The sequence below is a fragment of the Chitinophaga sp. YIM B06452 genome (genome assembly GCF_039655965.1).
GTDB lineage: Bacteria > Bacteroidota > Bacteroidia > Chitinophagales > Chitinophagaceae > Chitinophaga.
Genome location: NZ_JAWLKY010000001.1, coordinates 2,254,441 through 2,274,169, shown reverse-complemented (window position 1 = coordinate 2,274,169; position 19,729 = coordinate 2,254,441). Strand labels below are relative to the sequence as shown.

At 53.1% G+C, this 19,729-nt stretch carries 14 protein-coding genes; 6 read left to right on the top strand and 8 right to left on the bottom strand.

Annotated features, from left to right (window positions below):
- Positions 1 to 347 precede the first annotated feature (347 nt).
- Positions 348 to 1,388: a FecR domain-containing protein gene (locus R3I13_RS09160; protein ID WP_346317627.1), complete on the bottom strand. Its 1,041-nt coding sequence runs from the start codon at positions 1,386 to 1,388 to the stop codon at positions 348 to 350.
- A 91-nt stretch (positions 1,389 to 1,479) separates the two neighbouring features.
- On the opposite strand from R3I13_RS09160, the gene R3I13_RS09155 reads away from it, so the two are divergent.
- The 3 genes from R3I13_RS09155 (at position 1,480) to R3I13_RS09145 (ending at position 3,889) form a co-directional block, all read left to right on the top strand.
- A complete protein-coding gene (locus R3I13_RS09155; protein WP_346317626.1) occupies positions 1,480 to 2,034 on the top strand; it encodes an RNA polymerase sigma-70 factor in 555 nt (184 codons plus the stop codon).
- 78 nt (positions 2,035 to 2,112) lie between these two features.
- Positions 2,113 to 2,937 carry a hypothetical protein gene (locus tag R3I13_RS09150; RefSeq protein ID WP_346317625.1) on the top strand — a complete coding sequence of 275 codons (825 nt, stop codon included), beginning with the start codon at positions 2,113 to 2,115 and terminating at the stop codon, positions 2,935 to 2,937.
- 58 nt (positions 2,938 to 2,995) lie between these two features.
- Complete coding sequence (locus tag R3I13_RS09145; protein ID WP_346317624.1) at positions 2,996 to 3,889, top strand: DMT family transporter; 894 nt, start codon at positions 2,996 to 2,998, stop codon at positions 3,887 to 3,889.
- Here R3I13_RS09145 and R3I13_RS09140 read toward each other — a convergent pair.
- Positions 3,882 to 5,465 carry a glycosyltransferase family 39 protein gene (locus tag R3I13_RS09140; RefSeq protein ID WP_346317623.1) on the bottom strand — a complete coding sequence of 528 codons (1,584 nt, stop codon included), beginning with the start codon at positions 5,463 to 5,465 and terminating at the stop codon, positions 3,882 to 3,884. The genes R3I13_RS09145 and R3I13_RS09140 overlap by 8 nt on opposite strands.
- A gap of 7 nt (positions 5,466 to 5,472) precedes the next feature.
- On the bottom strand, positions 5,473 to 6,084 hold the full coding sequence (locus tag R3I13_RS09135) for a phosphatase PAP2 family protein (protein WP_346317622.1): 612 nt from the start codon (positions 6,082 to 6,084) through the stop codon (positions 5,473 to 5,475).
- A gap of 200 nt (positions 6,085 to 6,284) precedes the next feature.
- Between R3I13_RS09135 and R3I13_RS09130 the strand changes: the two genes are divergently transcribed.
- The 3 genes from R3I13_RS09130 (at position 6,285) to R3I13_RS09120 (ending at position 11,814) form a co-directional block, all read left to right on the top strand.
- Positions 6,285 to 8,708 carry an ABC transporter permease gene (locus R3I13_RS09130; protein ID WP_346317621.1) on the top strand — a complete coding sequence of 808 codons (2,424 nt, stop codon included), beginning with the start codon at positions 6,285 to 6,287 and terminating at the stop codon, positions 8,706 to 8,708.
- Positions 8,709 to 8,716: 8 nt separating this feature from the next.
- The gene (locus tag R3I13_RS09125) at positions 8,717 to 11,098 is read left to right on the top strand and encodes an ABC transporter permease (protein ID WP_346317620.1); all 2,382 of its coding nucleotides are present in this window, start codon (positions 8,717 to 8,719) and stop codon (positions 11,096 to 11,098) included.
- Positions 11,099 to 11,169: 71 nt separating this feature from the next.
- On the top strand, positions 11,170 to 11,814 hold the full coding sequence (locus tag R3I13_RS09120) for a hypothetical protein (RefSeq protein WP_346317619.1): 645 nt from the start codon (positions 11,170 to 11,172) through the stop codon (positions 11,812 to 11,814).
- Here R3I13_RS09120 and R3I13_RS09115 read toward each other — a convergent pair whose 3' ends face one another.
- From R3I13_RS09115 to R3I13_RS09095, 5 genes are all read right to left on the bottom strand, one after another.
- The gene (locus R3I13_RS09115; protein ID WP_346317618.1) at positions 11,815 to 12,390 is read right to left on the bottom strand and encodes a YdeI/OmpD-associated family protein; all 576 of its coding nucleotides are present in this window, start codon (positions 12,388 to 12,390) and stop codon (positions 11,815 to 11,817) included.
- Between the two features lie 56 nt (positions 12,391 to 12,446).
- Positions 12,447 to 13,529: a family 10 glycosylhydrolase gene (locus tag R3I13_RS09110; RefSeq protein WP_346317617.1), complete on the bottom strand. Its 1,083-nt coding sequence runs from the start codon at positions 13,527 to 13,529 to the stop codon at positions 12,447 to 12,449.
- A complete protein-coding gene (locus tag R3I13_RS09105; RefSeq protein ID WP_346317616.1) occupies positions 13,522 to 14,574 on the bottom strand; it encodes a carbohydrate-binding family 9-like protein in 1,053 nt (350 codons plus the stop codon). Before R3I13_RS09105 ends, R3I13_RS09110 begins: the two co-directional genes overlap by 8 nt.
- Positions 14,575 to 14,712: 138 nt before the next feature.
- Positions 14,713 to 16,293: a RagB/SusD family nutrient uptake outer membrane protein gene (locus tag R3I13_RS09100; RefSeq protein WP_346317615.1), complete on the bottom strand. Its 1,581-nt coding sequence runs from the start codon at positions 16,291 to 16,293 to the stop codon at positions 14,713 to 14,715.
- Positions 16,294 to 16,320: 27 nt separating this feature from the next.
- Positions 16,321 to 19,638, bottom strand: a complete 3,318-nt coding sequence (locus R3I13_RS09095) for a TonB-dependent receptor (RefSeq protein ID WP_346317614.1) — start codon at positions 19,636 to 19,638, stop codon at positions 16,321 to 16,323.
- Positions 19,639 to 19,729 lie beyond the last annotated feature (91 nt).

Genomic DNA, 19,729 nt, shown 5'->3' with positions numbered 1-19,729 from the left:
CAACGCAAGAGCCCCGGTAAATGTCAGCAGAAAAACAATCGTGCAGATCCTCATAATGGTATAAAAATGTAGGCGAAGCCTGGTAGCAGGTAAAGGGCGCTGATGGCAATACAATACCCTTCCTCTTTTGGAAAGAAAATGCATATATTTACGTTGGATTTTAATGATGAAATGCTACATATTAGAGTCCTTTCAAACCGTTTTGTCTCTCACCACAAAACGGTTTTTGTATGTATGGCTATCCCCGTCGGCTAACGCAGGCCGGTACCCGCACAGGCGGCGCCGCCTGCCGGAAACCCGCTGTGCATATGCCCGGCAAGTGTCTCCTGTCTTCCTGTATGAATGTTCTATAAAAAAGTTACTGTCTTCGTTTGATGGTCCAGCCGGTATTCCACATGACTGGCCTCTTTCATCAGCTTCAGCAGGTCAGGCAGGCTGATGGTATTGGCAAAGCTGGCCGTAAACCGGACGTCTTTCAGCTGCCGGTTCTCAAAATGAAACCTGTAACCATACCAGCGCTCCAGGTGAATGGAAATATCCGACATGGGCAGGTCCGTAAATACCAGCTTCCTTTCTTTCCAGGCCACGTCCTTAGTGGCATCCACACCTGCCACGGTGCTTTTCCCGATGTCGTTCCGGTATTCTATTTTCCTGTCTGCCACCAGGTTTCCCAGCACATGTGAAGCATCGCTTACCTGTACTTCTCCCTGCAATACAGTGATGGTACTGAGTGCCGCGCCGGGATAGGCCGATACGGTGAAAGCTGTACCCAGCACGCGTGTATTGAGCTTGCCGGAATGGATGATAAAAGGTTTATTCACTTCCTGCACCACATCAAAAAAAGCTTCGCCTTCGAGGTAGACCTCTCTCGTTTGTTCATTAAAACCCGCCGGGAACCTGATGCTGCTGCCTGCATTCAGCCATACGGATGAACCATCTGGCAGTTTCCACTCTTTCACTTCGCCGATGCTTGTAGACAACACCGTGTATTCACCGGCAGAGCGGGAACTTTTCAGGTAAAACCCCGCGATAACAGACACGCATACCAGCACACAGGCCGCTGCCGCCCACGAGGAGAGCCGTATGATCCGCCGCCGGCCTTGTTTTTCCGGCACGTCAACCTGTTCACGTACCGCCAGTCTTTCACGTATGGCTTTTAATGAACGGTCGGCGGAATCTTTCACCAGCTGCGCATCCCCGTTAAAAAATGCCGGCTGCTCCTGCCCGGAAGATGCATACCATTGCTCTACCTGCGTTTTCTCTTCTTCCGAACATTGCCCGGAAAGATATTTCTCAATGAGTTTGATCAATTGTTTTTCATCCATGCTACTATCTATATTGCATACCCCGCTGCTTACCGCCATGCGCATGCAGGAATAATTCAGCATTTCATATAACGATAATGTTTTCTTAACAAACACTTGATTTCGTCTTAAAATCCCCCTTCCTAATTTTGATCCGGCCAAACACTTTACTCCTTTGCTTTTTTCACTTACAGACCAGGAATTGCTTGAACAGGTTGCTCATAAAAGTGAAGCTGCGCTGACCGTTTTACATTACCGGTATTACGCGCTTTTGTGCGCAGCCGCATTTAAACGGATACAGGACGAAGCTGTCGTGGAGGAAATAGTACAGGACGTGCTGATCAATTTCTGGGAGAAAGCGCCCACCCTGGACCGGCACGGGAATGTGCAGGCTTACCTGTTTGCCACGCTGCGGAACAAAGTGCTGCACGAAATGAGAGCCCGCATGATCATGGCCAAACACGCCATTTCCCTCCAGGAAGAGCAACCCGGGATATTTACCCACGAGGCCGTGGAAATGCTGCAGGCCAAAGAACTGGAACAAAAGCTTCATATCATTATAGACGACCTCTCCCCGCAATGCAAAGAGGCGTTTACTCTAAGCCGCTTCGAGCGGCTTTCCTACAAATCCATTGCCCAGCGGATGAATATCTCCGTCAACACCGTTGAAAAACATATCGGCAAAGCGCTGAACATATTGAGGGAGAAGTTGGGCGAGCATGTGGTTTGATTAATTCCTATCTTTCCGCTGCACCGGTGTTATGGAAATTTATCCTTTCCCGCATCAGGTGTTAAAATCCGTATACATATGAAAGTCATTCCCGTTGTTCTCCTGGTATTGTTCTTTACAACAACGCGCGCCCAAAGCACTCCTGACGATATTGTTGCCGAAGGAAAAATGCTGTATGCCCTGGAGATGGCCTCCTGGCACGGCACAGACATCTTTATGGAAAAGCTGGCGCCACGGCGGGAAAACCCGGGCGGTTATTTTTCGTACAGCGGGGGAGAACACCATACCTGCATTTTCTTCTCCCGCAGCGACACGCCGCGGGTGCTGGCCGCCATTACTTTCGGTAATAATTTTGATCCTGCGCAGGCAACGATAGACAGCGCTGCGCGGGCTTTTACCGCACAAGAACGGGATATCTACCTGCTTCGCAAGGCCACCCTTGCGGAAATAAACCGGGACACCATTTTCAGGCTCTACAACAACACCAACCTGAACCCCATCCCACTTATCGGCAAAGGCTACAGGAAGGCGTATGTGCTCACCGGCCCGAAAGTGAGCGGGTTGGTAGTTTTCGGGAATGATTACCTGCTCACTTTCGATAAGGACAACAAGGTGATCAGTACCCAACAACTGCACAGGAACATCATTCCCATCGAATACAAAAAAGAAGAACCCAACACGGCAACTATGCACAGCCACCGGCCTGAAACAGGCTATCACATCACGGCAACGGATATCTGTACACTGATGTTGTATGCAAAGTACGCCGGCTGGGAGCAGCATTACGTGATCTCGGAAAAATTCGTTTCCATCTGGGACTGCAAAAAGAACGAGCTGGTAACGCTTACGCGGGAGGCCTGGGAAAAGATCAACCAGCACCAACAGGAGAAAAAGCAGCCCTGAACCTGTCAATTCCGCGGGCTTTCTTATCTTTATCGATACCATTAACCGGGAAGCCTGTATGCCGAAACTAACTCTCCCCGAGCACACCAAAGGGCTCATCAGTATCATATTTGTCATGCTCATCTGGGGCAGCTCCTTTACTGTTACCAAGCTGGTCGTAACAGAAGTGCCGCCTTTTGTGTTCGCCGGCATCCGCAACCTCATTGGCTGCGCGGCGCTGCTTCCTTTTTATCTTGTAAGGCGGCGGAAGGTGAAACAGCCGCTTCCTTATAAAAAGCTGGTGCTGATGGGCCTGGCAGGCACTACGCTGTATTATTTCGTGTTCAATACAGGCATGAAGCTCGTATCCGCTTCCACGGGAGCGCTCATAGAAGGACTGGTGCCCGTGGCCATTGCTATTCCTGCTGCTATTATTTTGAGAGAACATCTCAGCAAAAGAACCATTGCGGGGATCGTGTTATCTGTTTCCGGGGTCATCCTGGTAGGGTTTATCGGCAATGCGGAAAAGTCGCAGAACGCTTTGCTGGGGAGCTTCCTGATAGTAGGCGCCGTGTTGCTGTGGAGCGCTTACACGCTGCTGTCGAGAAGTGTGAAGGATTCGGATACGGTGCTGGTCACAACAGTGAGCACGTTCATTGGCACCGCGCTATCACTGCCGTTGCCGGCTTACGAGATCATTGTCCATGGCATGCCTGATATTTCATGGAGGGCCTGGGCGGGAATGGTGTACCTTGGGATATTCGCTACGGCTGTGGCCTATTCACTTTACAACCAGGCGCTGGAAAACCTGCCGGCCGCGCAGGTGGGCAACTTCCTGAACCTGAACCCCGTGATCGGCGCATTGATCGCATTCATATTCCTGAAAGATTCTTTGACCACGCTACAGTTGGCAGGCGGCGTACTGGTGCTGGCGGGCATCTGGCTCAGCAGCAAGCGGGCGAAGGCTACCTGACCCTCAGCACCCACACACTGTCCAGCTCTTTCGCCCTCGTGGCGCGGTTCACGAACTTGCCATCCAGCCGGGTGACGCGGTAGCTGGGGAATACGGCTTCCGTTTTATAGCTGACACCTTTCTCATCCAGCGAAGCCAGGCCTTCGCGCCCGGTGTATACCAGCCCATGCGCGCTGTCGCTGCGCAGTACCGGCGCATCGCTGTAGAATTCGAAAGAATAGGAATTGACCAGGTAGAACCGTACTGATTCGCCGGGAAATTTTTTATTCTTCCACATCGCCGTTTCCGATCCGCCCTGGTATTGTACCAGCGCCGGGTAAAAGAACACGTTCAGGAAAACCGCCGCACACACGCTGGCCAGCACGCTCACCCGCACCACGTCTTCCGGCTTCTTCCAACGCCACCACACTACGAACGCGATAGCGCTCAGCACGATGTACACCCACCAGTACGGTGGCTGGAACAGCACGGTGATCGCCGCCAGCAGCACTACCACGATCACAGATATGATACGTTGCGTTATGAACACCTTCTTCTCCCCCGCCAGCTCAAACAGCCAGGCGGCCAGCAGGATGCTGAAATACGGGAATAAAATATTCAGGTAATGCGGCAGCTGGAACCTTGAAAGGGAAAACACCAGCAGCGTGAGCATTCCCGCGCCCAGCGTAATCCATTCCACACCGCGGCGCAGCCTCCGGAAGCGCTGGAAAATAGCGGCGTATAACAACAGGCTCCATGGCAGGAAGGCCCAGAGCAGCGTATGCAGGAAGAAGAACGGATCGCCTTTGCCCTTGATGGGCCCGGTGTTGAAGAAACGGCCAAACTGGCTGTCCCACAGGAAGAACCGGATACCGGAAACGTTCTGCCGGTCAAACACTGTTTTTTGCGGATGCGCGTCGAACTGGAGCCATAGGCACCAGAGCTCCGGCAGTATGAACACGCCGCACAACACCAGGTACAGGTACCAGCGCCATTGCAGCAGTTGTTTCCAATCCTTTTGCATGGCCCAGTGCAGCAACATGCCGCCGCCGATGGGGATCAGCACGAACGGGCCTTTGGTCATCATGGCCAGGCCCGTGAAAAAGGCCGCAGGCACAATGTTCCACACATTTCCCATCGCTTTCACCAGGTACCACGACGCGCCGATCAAAAAGCAGGTCAGGTATGGTTCCGCCCTCACGTCGTTACTGCTGATAATGGCATGCAGCGCGGTGAGGTAAACCAGTGCTGCGATCTGCGCAGCGCCTTCTCCATAAAAATGGCGGGCAAAAAGATAGGTAAATCTCGCTCCCAGCAGCCAGCAAAGGAAAGCCGGCAGCTTGTAGGCAAAGGTGCTGACCCCGAATATCTTGAAACTAAGCGCGCTGATCCAGAAAGGAAGATGCGGCTTGTCCAGCCAGTCCTTCCCGTCGGCAAAAAGGTTCACCCAGTCGCCGCGCCAGGCTATCTGTTTGGCGATGCCCGCATACAGGGCCGCATCCGGCTCCATGAGCGTGGTAAAAAGACCCGGGATAAGCGAAATAACGATAATGGCTACACACTGCCAGAACCTGGCTGTTGCAGGATAGGTTTGCATAATGTATCTAAGTTACTGCATCCAGGCGACGATTGTGCCTGATGAGCCTGAAACCTGACTGGTTCCACCAGATGAAGAGTCTTGAAATAAGCCAGCCCACCAGGAAGCCGTAGATGGCGCCCCCTGCAATGTCCAGCGGGTAATGTTTGCCGACGTATACCTGCGCATAGCCTATCAGCAGGGCCCATACCCATACCCACCACCACCTGCGGATGCCGATGGAGCGGAGGCTGAGGAACCAGAAAGTGGCCAGCGCAAAATGATTGGAAGCATGAGAGGAAGGAAAGCCGTAACGCCCGCCGCATTCGATCAGGTTGCGCAGGTGTGCCTGCAGGTCTTCGTTGAAGCAGGGACGTACCCGCTGGAACATCGGCTTTAAAATGCTGGCGCTGCCGTAATCCGCAATGGCAAAGGTGATCAGCGTGCACACCAGGAATATCACCGCTTTATTGCGGCGGTACCTGATAATGTAGATCAGCACAAAAAGATACAGAGGCACCCAGGTAAGCGCGTTGCGCATCAGCAGCATCAGCGTATCCAGGAATTCATGCGAACCTGCCTGGTGAATGCTGATGAACAGTGCCTCATCGATTTGCTGCATCCATTCTTTCCAATTCATGTTCGAAATTTCTTGAAAGTATGTTTCCTAATTGTTACGGGAGTATGATGAAATCATTGCTTTTGAGCGGCGGTTCTTCTATAAATTTGAGCAGATAATGGTCCGTGATTCAATTCATCATGTTACTGAAGCGGACAACTATTGTACCAAAACCGGACATATATAATTTTCAATAATTCATAATTCGCTTAGGCAAACATATGCGCGACTCTGGCATCCTCTTCGCGACCTCCGGTAGTATGATTAAGAACTACCTCAAGATCGCCTGGAGAAATCTCCTGAAGAACAAAATGTTCTCGCTGATCAATATCGCAGGGCTATCCATCGGTATGGCCGTGGCGCTGCTGATCGGCTTGTGGATATGGGATGAAGTGACTTTCAGCAAACAGCATGAGCACTACGGCCGTATCGTGCAGGTGATGCAACACCAGACCTTTAACGGCGAGACCAATACACAAACCGCCGTGCCTCACCTGTTAGGCGATAAGCTCAGGGAGGAATATGGTAGTGATTTCAAACACGTGGTAATGTCGGACTGGCCATACGAGCACATACTGGACTACAATGGGAAAACTCTCCTCAAAACGGGGAATCATTTTGAGCCGGCTTTCCCTGAAATGCTGTCCCTCAGCATGCTCAAAGGTTCCCGCGACGGATTGAAGGACGCCAATTCCATCCTGCTGTCTGCCAGCACGGCCAAAGCCATATTCGGCGACGCGGATCCTATCAACAAGATCGTCCGGCTGGACGACCAGTCGGACGTGAAGGTAACGGGTGTGTACGAAGACCTTCCTTATAATTCCGCTTTCCGCAACCTGCAATTCATAGCGCCCTGGCAGCTGTACATCAATAATAATCCCTGGATAAAGGAAATGGAGAACCCCTGGCGCTCCAACTTCACCCAAGCCTATGCCCAGCTGGCTGATAACGCCGATCCGGCCGTTGTTTCAGCCAGGATAAAAGACGTCAGGCTGCGGAATGTGCGGGCGGAACAAAAGGTCCATAAGCCGGAAGTGTTCCTGCACCCCATGAGCAAATGGCATCTTTACGCCGACTGGAAAGCCGGGAAAAATACCGGCGGAAGGATACAGTTTGTATGGCTCTTTGGTATCATCGGCGCGTTTGTGCTGTTGCTGGCCTGCATCAATTTTATGAACCTGAGCACGGCCCGTTCTGAAAAACGCGCGAAAGAAGTGGGTATCCGCAAGGCGATCGGCTCCATCCGCGGCCAGCTGCTGACGCAGTTTTACAGCGAGTCGCTCCTGCTGGCATCGATCGGCTTCGTATTGGCGCTGCTGCTGGTATGGTGCGCTTTGCCGGTATTCAACGATGTGGCCGATAAAAAGGTCAGCCTGCCTTTGCAGAACCCGGTATTCTGGATGCTGGGCCTCGGCTTCACCTTTATTACAGGACTGCTGGCCGGCAGTTATCCCGCTTTGTATCTTTCTTCCTTCCAGCCTATAAAAGTCTTAAAAGGTACTTTCCGCGCGGGCCGTTTTTCCACGATGCCGCGCAAAGTGCTGGTGGTGCTGCAATTCAGCGTATCGGTGATATTGATCATCGGCACCATCGTGGTGTTCCGGCAGATCCATTATGCACAGAACCGGCCTATCGCTTATGAGCGCGAAGGGCTGCTGGAAATTCCTATGACCTCGCTGACCATGCTGGATAAATCCGAGCTGATCAGCACTGAGCTGGTCAATTCCGGCGCCGTAACCGCTGTAGGAATGTCTAACAGCGGCCCGACCACGATCAATTCGGTGAATAACGGTTTTACCTGGAAAAATATGCAGCCGGGCGCGCAGGGCAATTTTGCGCAGGTACATGTTTCGCATGATTTCGGGAAAACAGTGAAGTGGCAGCTTATTGCCGGCCGGGACTTTTCCCGTGATTTTGTGACCGATTCATCGGCGCTGATCCTCAATGAATCCGCCGTTAAATTCATGGGGCTGAAAGACCCCGTGGGAGAGATCGTCAGGAAAGACGACCGTGCCTATACTGTCATAGGCGTGGTGAAAGATATGGTAATGCAGTCGCCATACGAACCTGTATTCAGGACCCTGTTCACACTCAATCCTAAGAATACCGGCGTCTTCAACCTGAAGCTCAATCCTTCCAGGCCTCCGGCTAAATCGCTTGCGCAGATCGAAGCGGTATTCAAAAAACATGTTCCCGGCTCCCCTTTCGAATACAAGTTTGTGGATGACATGTACGCCGCCAAATTCGACAATGAGCAGCGCATTGGCAAGCTGGCAGGCTTCTTTGCCGTGCTGGCGATCTTCATCAGCTGCCTGGGCCTGTTTGGCATGGCATCATTTATGGCGGAGCAAAGGGTGAAAGAGATCGGCGTGCGCAAAGTACTCGGCGCTTCCGTGTTCGCTTTGTGGCGGCTGATGTCCAAAGATTTCCTGCTGCTGATCATCATTTCGCTGGTGATAGCCGTGCCGCTGGCATATTATTTCATGCAAAAGTGGCTGCTGCGGTACGATTACCATACCGATATCTCCGGCTGGATCATCGCTGTCACCTGCCTTGCCGCGCTGGCCATTACGCTGCTCACTGTCAGCTTCCAGAGCATCAGGGCAGCCAGGATGAACCCGGTTAAAAGTCTTCGCACTGAATAATAGATTTTATGATTAAGAACTACCTCAAGATCGCCTGGAGAAATCTCCTGAAGAACAAAATGTTCTCGCTGATCAACATCGCGGGGCTGTCCATCGGTATGGCGGTAGCACTGCTGATCGGCCTGTGGATATGGGATGAAGTGACTTATAGCAAGCAGCATGAGAACTACGACCGTATCGTGCAGGTCATGCAGCACCAGACCTTTAACGGGGAGATCGGCACACAGACCGCCATGCCTTACCTGACGGGGGATGAGCTGAAAGAAAAATACGGCGACAATTTCAAATATATCGCCATGGCCGGCTGGCCATACGAGCACATCCTGGCCTACAACGGGAATTCTGTCCTTAAAATGGGGAATTACCTTGGGGCCGACTTCCCGGAAATGTTCACGATCAAAATGCTGAAAGGCACACGCAGCGGGTTGAAGGACGCCAATTCCATCCTCCTCTCCGCGTCCGCGGCCGAGGCGATCTTCGGCAAGGATGAGCCGATGGATAAGATCATCAAGCTCGACGGGCGGACGGATGTGAAGGTGACCGGCGTGTATGAAGACCTGCCTTATAATTCAGCCTTCCGGGGTCTTGCCTTCATGGTACCCTGGAGCCTGTACCTCAATACTTTTACCTGGGTGAAGGAACTGGAAGACCCCTGGCGCGCCAATTTCACCCAAACATACGCCCAGCTGGCAGACAATGCCGATCTTGACGTGGTATCCGCGAAGATCAAAGACCTGAAGATGCGCAACGTAAGCCCCAGGGATGCGGCGTTTAAGCCGGAGGTGTTCATTTATCCTATGCGTAAATGGCACCTTTACGAAGAATGGAAGAACGGGAAAAATACCGGCGGCAGCATCCGGTTCGTGTGGCTGTTCGGCATCATCGGCGTGTTTGTGCTGCTGCTGGCCTGCATCAACTTCATGAACCTCAGCACGGCCCGCTCCGAAAAACGCGCCAAGGAAGTAGGCATCCGGAAAGCCATCGGCTCCATCCGCGGGCAGCTGGTAGCACAATTCTTCAGCGAATCGCTGTTGCTCGCCGTGATCGGTTTCGTACTGGCGTTGCTGTTAGTACTGGGCAGCTTATCCGCGTTCAATGATGTGGCAGATAAAAGGGTCGCGCTTCCTGTTCTTAATCCCGTGTTCTGGCTGATAGGCCTCGGTTTCACCCTGTTCACCGGCTTGCTGGCAGGCAGCTATCCCGCGCTGTACCTCTCTTCCTTCCAGCCGATAAAAGTGCTGAAAGGCACTTTCCGCGCCGGGCGCTTCGCGGCTGTTCCGCGCAAAGTGCTGGTAGTGGTACAGTTCGCCGTATCCGTGGTGCTCATCATCGGCACCATTGTCGTGTTCAGGCAGATAAACCATGCTAAGGACCGTCCTGTAGCTTACGACCGCGACAACCTCATCACCATTTTCCTTGCCAACCCTGATGTGCAAAAGAACCTGGAAGTGATGAAACACGAACTGATCACTTCCGGCACCATAACGGCCATGGGTGAATCTTCCAGCGGTATTACGAACATCAACGCCATCAACAACGATTTCAGGTGGAAGAACATGCAGCCGGGCGCGCAGGGCAACTTCGCGCAGGTAGACGTGTCGCACGATTTTGGAAAAGCCATAGGATGGAAGCTGGTGGCCGGCCGCGACTTTTCCCGCGACTTCGCAGATTCCGCGTCCATGATCCTCAACGAAACCGCCGTGAAGTTCATGGGCCTGAAAGACCCTATCGGCGAGATCATCCGGAAAGATGAACATACCTATACCGTTATCGGCGTGGTGAAAGACATGGTGATGCAATCGCCCTACCAGCCTGTCTTCAGGACACTGTTCACGCTGGATCCCGAATCGGCCGGCGTTGTGAACGCGCGGCTCAATCCTGCGAAACCTACGAAAGAGACCCTTGCGCAGGTGGAAGCCGTTTTCAAGAAATACAACCCGGCCATGCCTTTCAATTATAAGTTTGTGGACCAGCAATATGGTGAGAAATTCGCGGCGGAGCAGCGTATCGGCAAGCTGTCCAGTTTCTTCGCCGTGCTGGCGATCTTCATCAGTTGCCTGGGCCTGTTCGGCATGGCGTCTTTCATGGCGGAGCAAAGGGTGAAAGAGATCGGGGTGCGCAAGGTACTGGGCGCTTCAGTGTTTGCTTTATGGCGGCTGATGTCCAAAGATTTTGTAGTGCTGATCATTATCTCCCTGGTGATAGCCGTGCCGCTGGCTTATTATTTTATGCAGGAATGGCTGCTGCGTTACGATTACCACACGGAGATTTCCGGCTGGATCATCGCCGCCACCTGCCTCGGCGCGCTGGGCATTACTTTGCTTACAGTGAGCTTCCAGAGCATCAGGGCCGCCAGGATGAACCCGGTAAAGAGCCTGCGCACTGAATAGAAGACATTTCCTTTCCAATTTGATAACAGGGCTGTTTCGGATGAAACAGCCTTTTTTTTTATTTTAGCGGCATGAAAGCCATATCCACTGTTTTGTTTTTCCTTAGCCATCACCCTGGCTGGTCGTTTCCCATTCTCGCAGGCATCTTTATTTTCATTGGCCTCCTCCGTAAAAAAGTGTTTTACGCCATCCTTGCATTCCTCGTGCCGATGGCGAATATTTTCTGCGCGCATATGCTCAACGCCTGGTTCCTGAACGCTTACGGCGTACGCAGCACTGCCGTGGTCACGCATGCGGAGCAAACCAATTCCACGCTGAATGATGAATATATCTGGGACTACGACGCCGTGGTTAAAACGCAGGACGGGAAAGACGTGATAACAGGATTCTCCACCATGTCCGCCGCTATCTACCCCGTCCGCAACCAGATACTCATTCCGCCTATGGGCGAGCCTTTCGCGGTGAAGTTCATTCCCGGTTATGAGAAAAATTTCGTGATCCTCAGCGATGAATCGATGTATGGGGTCATGCGGAAGATCTATGAAAGAAAGGAGCAGGTAGAAAAAGCGCGGCGGACGTTTGAAGCCAGCCCCTCCAATGAAGAATTCAGGCAGGCATACAGGAAGGCCATGCAAACCTTCGTGGATGACCCGGCCAATGCGCCGGACAGCTCAGGCATCCAGTATTACAAGGCCATGCTCTCCGGTATGCAGTGATCATTTCACGCGGATATTTTCAGCAGCCTTCGCCACGGTTTCTTCCATTCTTTTCTGCCGTGTTTCCGGCCTTTTGGCCAGCGCGATCCATTCAAAAATCGTGCGTTTGGTGGAAGGCGGGAATGCCTCGAAGTGTTTCAGGGCGGTTTTATTTTTGGAGAACAATTTCTTCAGATCGGCAGGCATCACTTTATTCTGCGCATCCACGAGATTGTCCCAGGTGCCGGATGCTTTGGCCAGGTCTATCATGTCCTGCCCCTTTTTGGTCATCAGTCCTTTTTTGATCATCTTCTCCACGCGTTCGCGGTTGGAATTGCTCCAGTTGCTTTTGGGTTTACGCGGCGTGAACATGATGTACCGCGAGTCTTCATCGCGGCGGTTCGCCCAGCCGTCTATCCAGCCGTAACACAGCGCGTGCTCAACGGCTTCTGCGTATGGCAAGCCTTCCACCCCGCTGTCTTTACGGTAAAAGATAACGTGGACCGCTGTTTCCTTCTCTCCATGCTTACTGAGCCAATTGCGCCATTCTTTGGCGTTTTTAGGGTGAAAGGTGGGTTTGCCTTTGAATGTTTCCATTATGCATCCGTTTTCAACAAAAGTAAAACAGGTGTTTGACAACCGTATGTCAGCAGTCAGGAAGCAGATTCCCGGAGGATCTTCAACAGTTCCGGCGACAGCGACCCGAAGATGGACACGCCGGCCGCGCCGTTCCCGATAGCCAGCCTGATGCCTTCCCTGATATCCGCTTCATTTCCTTTAAAATCCGGCAGGAAAAGTCCCGCATACAGCGGAAAACGGCCATCCAGCGCTTTCACGCCTTCACTCACCGCATCGCCGATCCATTTCACGCTTTCGCTGTAAAAGCCATGGTAGATCATCGGGCAAACGGCGTCCAGCGGCCAGTTCACCCAATCCTGCCGCACGATCCGCTTTGCGATCTCCGGCGTGGGGAACACTGCCGCGGTGATGGGCTTTTTATGGCTGCGCGCCACGCCGGCCATATTGCTGACGATCTGCGTAATGCTGTCGTATCGGAACTTTCGCCAGGACGGGCTTTGATCCGGGTGTTGCATCGTTAGCGGGTCTGCGCCGTATTGCTGCTGGTATTTTTCCCGGCAGGATTTGCAGTAACAAAAATCATATTCCGGCAGCTCGCGGCTTTGGTCGATGCCGTACTTCGCCCAGAGGTTCACCGGCAATATCACGTCCACGAAACGGATATAATCCAGGTGGAGGCCGTCTACATAGTCTTTGGACAATATCTGCTCTGCCTGCGCTTTCAGGTAATCCGCCACGCCCGGCTTGTTGGGACAGAGGAAGCGGTAATATTCCACGTAAGGCGGTTTGTCTGCGCAGGATTCGCCTTTCCTGTTCTCGGAAAAGTATTGGGGGAATTTGGCCACGAGTTCCTTATCGGGCCGGTTCATCGTCCAGAACCAGCGGTGGGCGGCTATCCCGGCGTCTTTCGCGGCTTTGTAGTGCAGCTCGCTGTCTTCTTCAAAATAGATCACGCCAATGCCTGCTTCCTTGTACGACGCGTACCGCTGCTTCAGTTCCGCGGCCGTATCCTTATGATTGGGATTGATCCACACACGGTGCTGCACTTTGGCCGGGGTTATGGGCTTCAGCTCAGCGGCGGCTTTGGAGGCAATGCCGGGCTCTATCATGGCAAGACTTCCAAGCCCCAGCGATTTGATGAAATTTCTTTTATTCATGACGTGAAGTGATTTTTCCTTCCTGGTTGATGACCGTTTCAAAACCCGCATCTTTCACGGATGCGGTGAATTGCGAGGAGGTCGCTTCTATGGCCGGGGCCAGCGGCAGCTCCGTTAAACCCAGGGTGGCAGCGTCTTTCGCGTACTGCCTGTGCTGCCTGCGGTATTGCTGCTGGCGGTAATATACTTCCCACAGCACGTTCCGTGCCGCAACGGTAGCAGGTTCTTTAAAAGTCACAGGCGTGGATGAAGTGCTGAATTGCAGGTAGCCCCATCTTTCCGGCGCGTGCATATTGATGATGCCCTGCGGCGACCATACCCAGTTGTATTCCGGCGTGCGGGGCTTTTTAACGTATTGGTCATTGACAATATCCGTCTGCCATTGCACCCTGGAAAAGTTAATGCGCCACAGGCCGCCGTCTTCCGGCACAGCCCGCGACCGGTAAGCCCCGAGCGCTTTGAAAGGGATCGCCATTTCCACGGTCCAGGATTGGTCCTTATCACCAGGTTTGTTGAGCGTTCCGTTCACGTACACCGCGGTGCGCAGGCCCTTCGTGTCCCAGTTCAGCATCGCTCCGCCACCGTTGCGGTAGGGCCTGGGCATGAAGAGGTCCATCACCGTATTGAGCGCATTGATCTCCATTTCGTAGTACTGGTGCGTATCGCCGTCGGGATCGATGAACACTTCGAAATCATTATCCTGGAAAATGATGGTGTCGTGCTGGCGGAGCGTGGCCCAGGCATTGGGTTCTGTAAGTTCCGCAAAGATGTAAAGATGCTGCTGGTCCCACAGCATTTTGATGCGCGTGCGGTGAAGGGGCGCAGGTTTGCTGCTGCCTTCGATGTCTGTGAAATCTTCCGTCCAGGAGGCTTTATTCCAGGCGCTTTCGGGCTTGCCGTCTATGCGGATGGAATCGGGTGTTTGATAGCAGATGTAGTGGCGGGGCGTTTCCTTAAACGCTTCGAAATTAACGGAAAAAGTCTGCCCGGCCGCAATGGGAATACCGGCCAGCAAAAGCGCCAGCATCAAGCCGGAATGGATCATGAATAACCTGTAAACGCACATGGGTTTAAATATAATCAATCGGCGTTTTTTACAGCTGTTATTCTGGATAAGCGGTGAAAGCAAAAGGGCCGCCCCGGCTCAGCCAGGACAGCCCCTTTATGATCTGTCGAACGTATGTTAGTAATTCGGGTTCTGCACCAATTTATTGTTGATGTCTATTTCCTTTTGGGGAACAGGCCAAACGTAGTGAATGCTTGCATCGAAGAGGCGGTTTTCCACCAGCTGGTGATCCGCGGTAAAGGTCACTTTACCATTCGCGGGGTCTACCTTGCCCTGCCTTGCACCGTATACGGCGCCTTTGCGCACCTGGTCACCGATCTTCCAGCGTTTGATGTCGTACCAGCGAAGGCCTTCCAGCGCCAGTTCTACCCTTCTCTCCCTGCGCACCAGCGTTCTCATGGTCGCCTGCGTGTTGTATGCCAGGCGGTCTGTGGCGGGCATGCCGGCGCGTAACCTCACCTTATCGATAGCGGCATACACGCTGTTGTCTATCACCCCGCTCTCGATCTTCGCTTCGGCGTACATCAGCAGCACGTCCGCATAACGGATCAGGATCATGTTCAGGCCGGTATTCCACATATCCGTATAGTCGGAGAGGTTAGAAATGAACTTTTTCGGCAGGTAGCCGGTCTTGGAATTGTTGTCTCCCAGCATAAAGTCGCTGGAAGCCGGGTCTATCGGGTTATAATATTTACCGTCGTACATCATGCCGGGGTAAATAATGCTGGCTGAAAGGCGCGGGTCGCGGTTAGCGTAAGGATCGTTGGCGTTATACCCGGAAATTGGATCGGTGATGAGTTTGCCGTTCTTCATTTCATAAGCGTCTACCAAAGACTGGGTAGGATCAATGGAGCTCCAACCGCCTGAAGAAGAGGTAGGCATGATGCCGATATTGCCGTTGGCATAATCGTTCTCCTTATACTGCATATCCAGGATCACCTCCACGTTGTTTTCGTTCTGGATGCGGAACAGGTCCTGGTAGCTGGGAAAAAGATCATAACCCAGGCCCATCACTTTCTCACAGTCTGCAATACAATCGGCGTACTTGCCCATGTACAGCTCCAGCCTTGCGCGCAGGGCGTAAGCGGCGCCGCGCGTGATGCGGCCGACGTCGGAACCGGAATAGGAAGGCTCCAGCTGCGGCGCAATGGCGGCCAGCTCGTCGAGGGTGTATTTTTGCACTTCGGCGATGGGCGTCCGGGTTACGGTATTGGCTTCAGCGGTGGTGAGGGTTTTGAGCACCAGCGGAATGTCGCCATAGAGCTGCGTAAGCGTATAGTACTGGTAAGCTCTCAGGAAGCGGGCTTCCGCTTTGAAGCGGGTTTTGAGGGCTTCGTCCATCGGGGTTTTGTCTACGTTCTCAAGGAACCAGTTGACTTTCTGGATGGTCTTGAAGTTCCAGCGGTTGGTCACGTTCCCGTCTGAAGGTGTGAGCGAGCCGTTGCCGATGTTCATATACCCTTCCCAGAGGAATTGGCTGTAAGCATTGTCTGACGCGCAATCCATGTAGATCACGTTGTAGCTGTCCTCCCAGTCACGGTAACACCCGTTGAGGGCCGCGCGGGCGTCTGCTTCAGAGGTCCAGAGGGATTCGTTGCTGTAAGCGTCTTCCGGGATGCGGTCCAGGAAGTCTTTGTTACATGCGGTCGTCAATAGCGTGCCTGATATGGCTATGAGATAAAATAATTTCTTTTGCATCGTGTTCGTTTTTTGCTGCATGCAGCCTTAAAAAGTTACGTTTAAGCCAACGGTGTTCACTTTCACCTGCGGGTAATAATAGATACTGCTGGTGGAAGGCGCTTCCGGGTCTATCCAGTCGTACAGCCCGCTGAAGGTGAGGATGTTTTGCCCGCTGTAGAACACGCGCGCCTTTTTGATCCCGATCCTGTCCAGCAAGCTCTGCGGAAGGGTGTAACCCACCTGGAGGTTTTTCAAACGGAGGTAGGATGCATCTTTTACCCAGAAGGAAGAAGGCATGCTGGACGGGTCGTTCTGCTGCTGGGTAGACAGTACCCTGGGCAACGGCGCGGAAGTGTTGCTTTCGGTCCAGGTGTTGAGCATGGCGGATGTGGGCTTGCCGGAGCTTGCGCTGATCTGCCCTATCTTGCCTGCATCGATGTAGGTCTTCACGCCGGCCGCACCCTGGAAGAACACGGTCACGTCCACGCTTTTCCATGCACCGCCGAGGTTCAGGCCGTAGGTCACTTTCGGGTAGTAATTGCCGAGATATTGTTTGTCTTTGGTATCGATCACCTTATCGCCGTTCAGGTCTTTATACTTCAGGTCGCCCGGCTTTGTGTTGGCGGATTGTTTGGCGTGTGCGGCAATTTCTTCTTTGGTCTGGAAGATGCCTTCAGCCACATATCCCCACAGCGCGTTGATGGGCAGGCCCACCTGCCGGATGGTGTAGCCGGAAGGACCGGCTGATACGTATTGTGTGATCTCGTTGTTGATGAAGGAAGCGTTGGCAGTCGCGTTCCAGGAGAAGTCACCTTTGCTGTCATTGTAGCCTGCGGTAAACTCCCAGCCTTTGTTCTCTACTTTACCCGCGTTCTGCGTAGGCGCATTCAGCCCGTAAGCCGCGCCGATCGGCAGTTCTATCAGGATGCCGCGGGTGTTCTTTTTGAACCAGTCTGCCGTAAGCGTAAACTTCCCGCCGAGGAAAGATGCGTCTATACCCACGTTGGTCTCAGCCGTGGTTTCCCACATCACCAAAGGATTCGCACCATTCACAGGCGCAATGCCGTTGCCGATGATCGCGTTGGAGCCGCCGAACACGTAGTTCTGTCCTGCGTTAAAAGTAGGCAGGTAAGGGTAATACGGATACGTCGGGTAATCCCCGTTATCGGAGAGTATCTGGTTGCCCAGCTCACCCCAGGAAGCCCTGAGCTTCAATGCGGACACAACGTCTTTGACAGGTACGAAGAAGTTCTCCCGGTCTATGTTCCAGCCTGCGGAGAAAGACGGGAAATTGCTCCAGCGGTTATCAGGCGCGAAACGGGAAGAACCGTCGCGGCGGATGTTCGCTTCGAAAAGATATTTACCGTCGAAGTCGTAGTTGATGCGGCCAAAGTAGGAACGCAGCGCGGATTCGTAGGCATAACCTTCAGCGCGCTGGCCGTCTGCGGAGCCCAGGTTGATCTGGCCCAACTGGTTGTTCAGCAGGTTCTTGCGGTAACCTTCGTTGAAAGTATATTTCGTGTACTCCTGGAAATAACCGGCCATGGCCTTCAGGTTATGTTTGCCGAAGGAAGTGCCGTATTCCAGCAGGTGCTGGAAGGTAACCACGTTGTTGGTCGTGTTGCCATCGGTAACGGAGTTCGGGCCCTGGTAAAAGGTCTTCTCCCCCGCGGCGTTGTAATACTGGATGTCTGCCACAAATGATTTCGTTGCCCCGGTACGCATCACGTAAGCCATGGAGGGTTTGAAGTGAAGCCCTTTCAGTATCTCCCAATCCGCGCCCACATTCCCCAGCAGGTCCGCATAGTTCTCGCGGCCGTAGCTGGGCGATTCGAGCCATGCGGCGGGGTTACCGTCGCCGATGCTGCCGTAGTGGCCATTGGCGTATTTATAAGGAACAATGGGTGAAATGCGGTTGAACTGGCGGATGATCTGCGTAAAGTCCGGCACGCCGGGATAGCTGGCCTGCGGTTCTTTCGTGATGGAATAGGTGTATGCCAGGTTGCCGAATACTTTCAGCCGGTCGGTCAGGTTCTGGCTGATGTTGAAACGGGTGGTGTAACGTTTGGCGTTCGTTTCTTTCATGATACCGTTCTGGTCGTACATGCCGAGGGAGAAAGAATACTGGCTCTTGTCGGAGCCGCCGCTTACGCCCAGGTAGTAGTTCTGCTGGATGCCGTTGCCTTTGTAGGCAATGTCCAGCCAGTCTGTATTCGGGTAGTTGAAAGGATCGGAGCCGTCGCGGAATTTGGCGATCTCGGCGTCTGTGTAACGAACGGGTTTGCCTTCATTTTTCAGTGCCTGGTTGTAGAGTGTGGCGGCCTGCCATGAAGGAAGAAAATCGGGCAGCGCGGTGGCGTTTTGCTTACCTACGTAGGTGTTGAACACGATCTGCGGCACGCCTTTTTTCCCTTTTTTAGTGGTGATGAGGATCACGCCGTTGGCGGCGCGGGAGCCGTAAATGGCCGCGGAGGCGGCGTCTTTCAGTACGGAAATGGTCTCAATATCGTCTGGGTTCACATTGTTCATGGATGAAATAACACCGTCTACCATCACCATGGCGTTGGCGTTGTTGAGGGTGCCGATGCCCCTTACGCGGATGGTGCCCACGTCTTTACCGGGCTGGCCGCTGTTGGCCGCGGTCACTGCCACGCCGGCCATGGTGCCCTGCAAGGCGTTAGACACGCTGGTTACCGGCCTGTTTTCCAGCTGTTTGGAATTGACGGTAGCGACGGAACCGGTGAGGTTTACTTTTTTCTGTACGCCGTAACCCACTACCACCACCTGTTCCAGGTCACTTTGTTTGGTTTCGAGCACTACGGAAATTTCTTCCTGGGTAACCGGCACTTCTTTAGACTGGAATCCCAGCAGCGAGATCACCAGCACGGCATTGCTTTCCGCTTCGATCTGGAAAGCGCCGTTGGCGTCGGTGAGCACTCCTTTCTGGGTGCCCTTGATCACTACCGTGGCAGCGATCAAAGGCGCGCCGGTGGCGTCTTTCACAGTTCCTTTCACTTTGATGGGCGGTTTGGCCGCGGCTTCTGTTGCCATGACAATGGCGGCAGACACAGCTTTTTCTTTTACGATCACCATGTCGTCCATCAGTGTGTAAATGAGCGGCTGGTTGCGGAAGCAGATGTCCAGCACCTCGCGGATGTTGGTGTTCTTCACGGAAAGCGTGACCGGCGCTGATTTCGCCAGTTGCTTCGCGGTGTAAACGAACGTGTATCCTGTTTGTTTTTTGATCTCGCGGAATACCTTGTCTAACGGGGCATTCTTTTCAGATAACGTGACAGTCTGGCTGATGCTTTTTGCGCTAACGCACATACAAACGGATAAGAGTAGTACAGCGGTGAGTTTCATAACCCGCATTTTTTTGTTAAAACCCTCCGGAAGGAAGGCACAAAGGAGCTTTAAATGCATAGATTTGCATAGTTTGAGTGAACCAATAAAA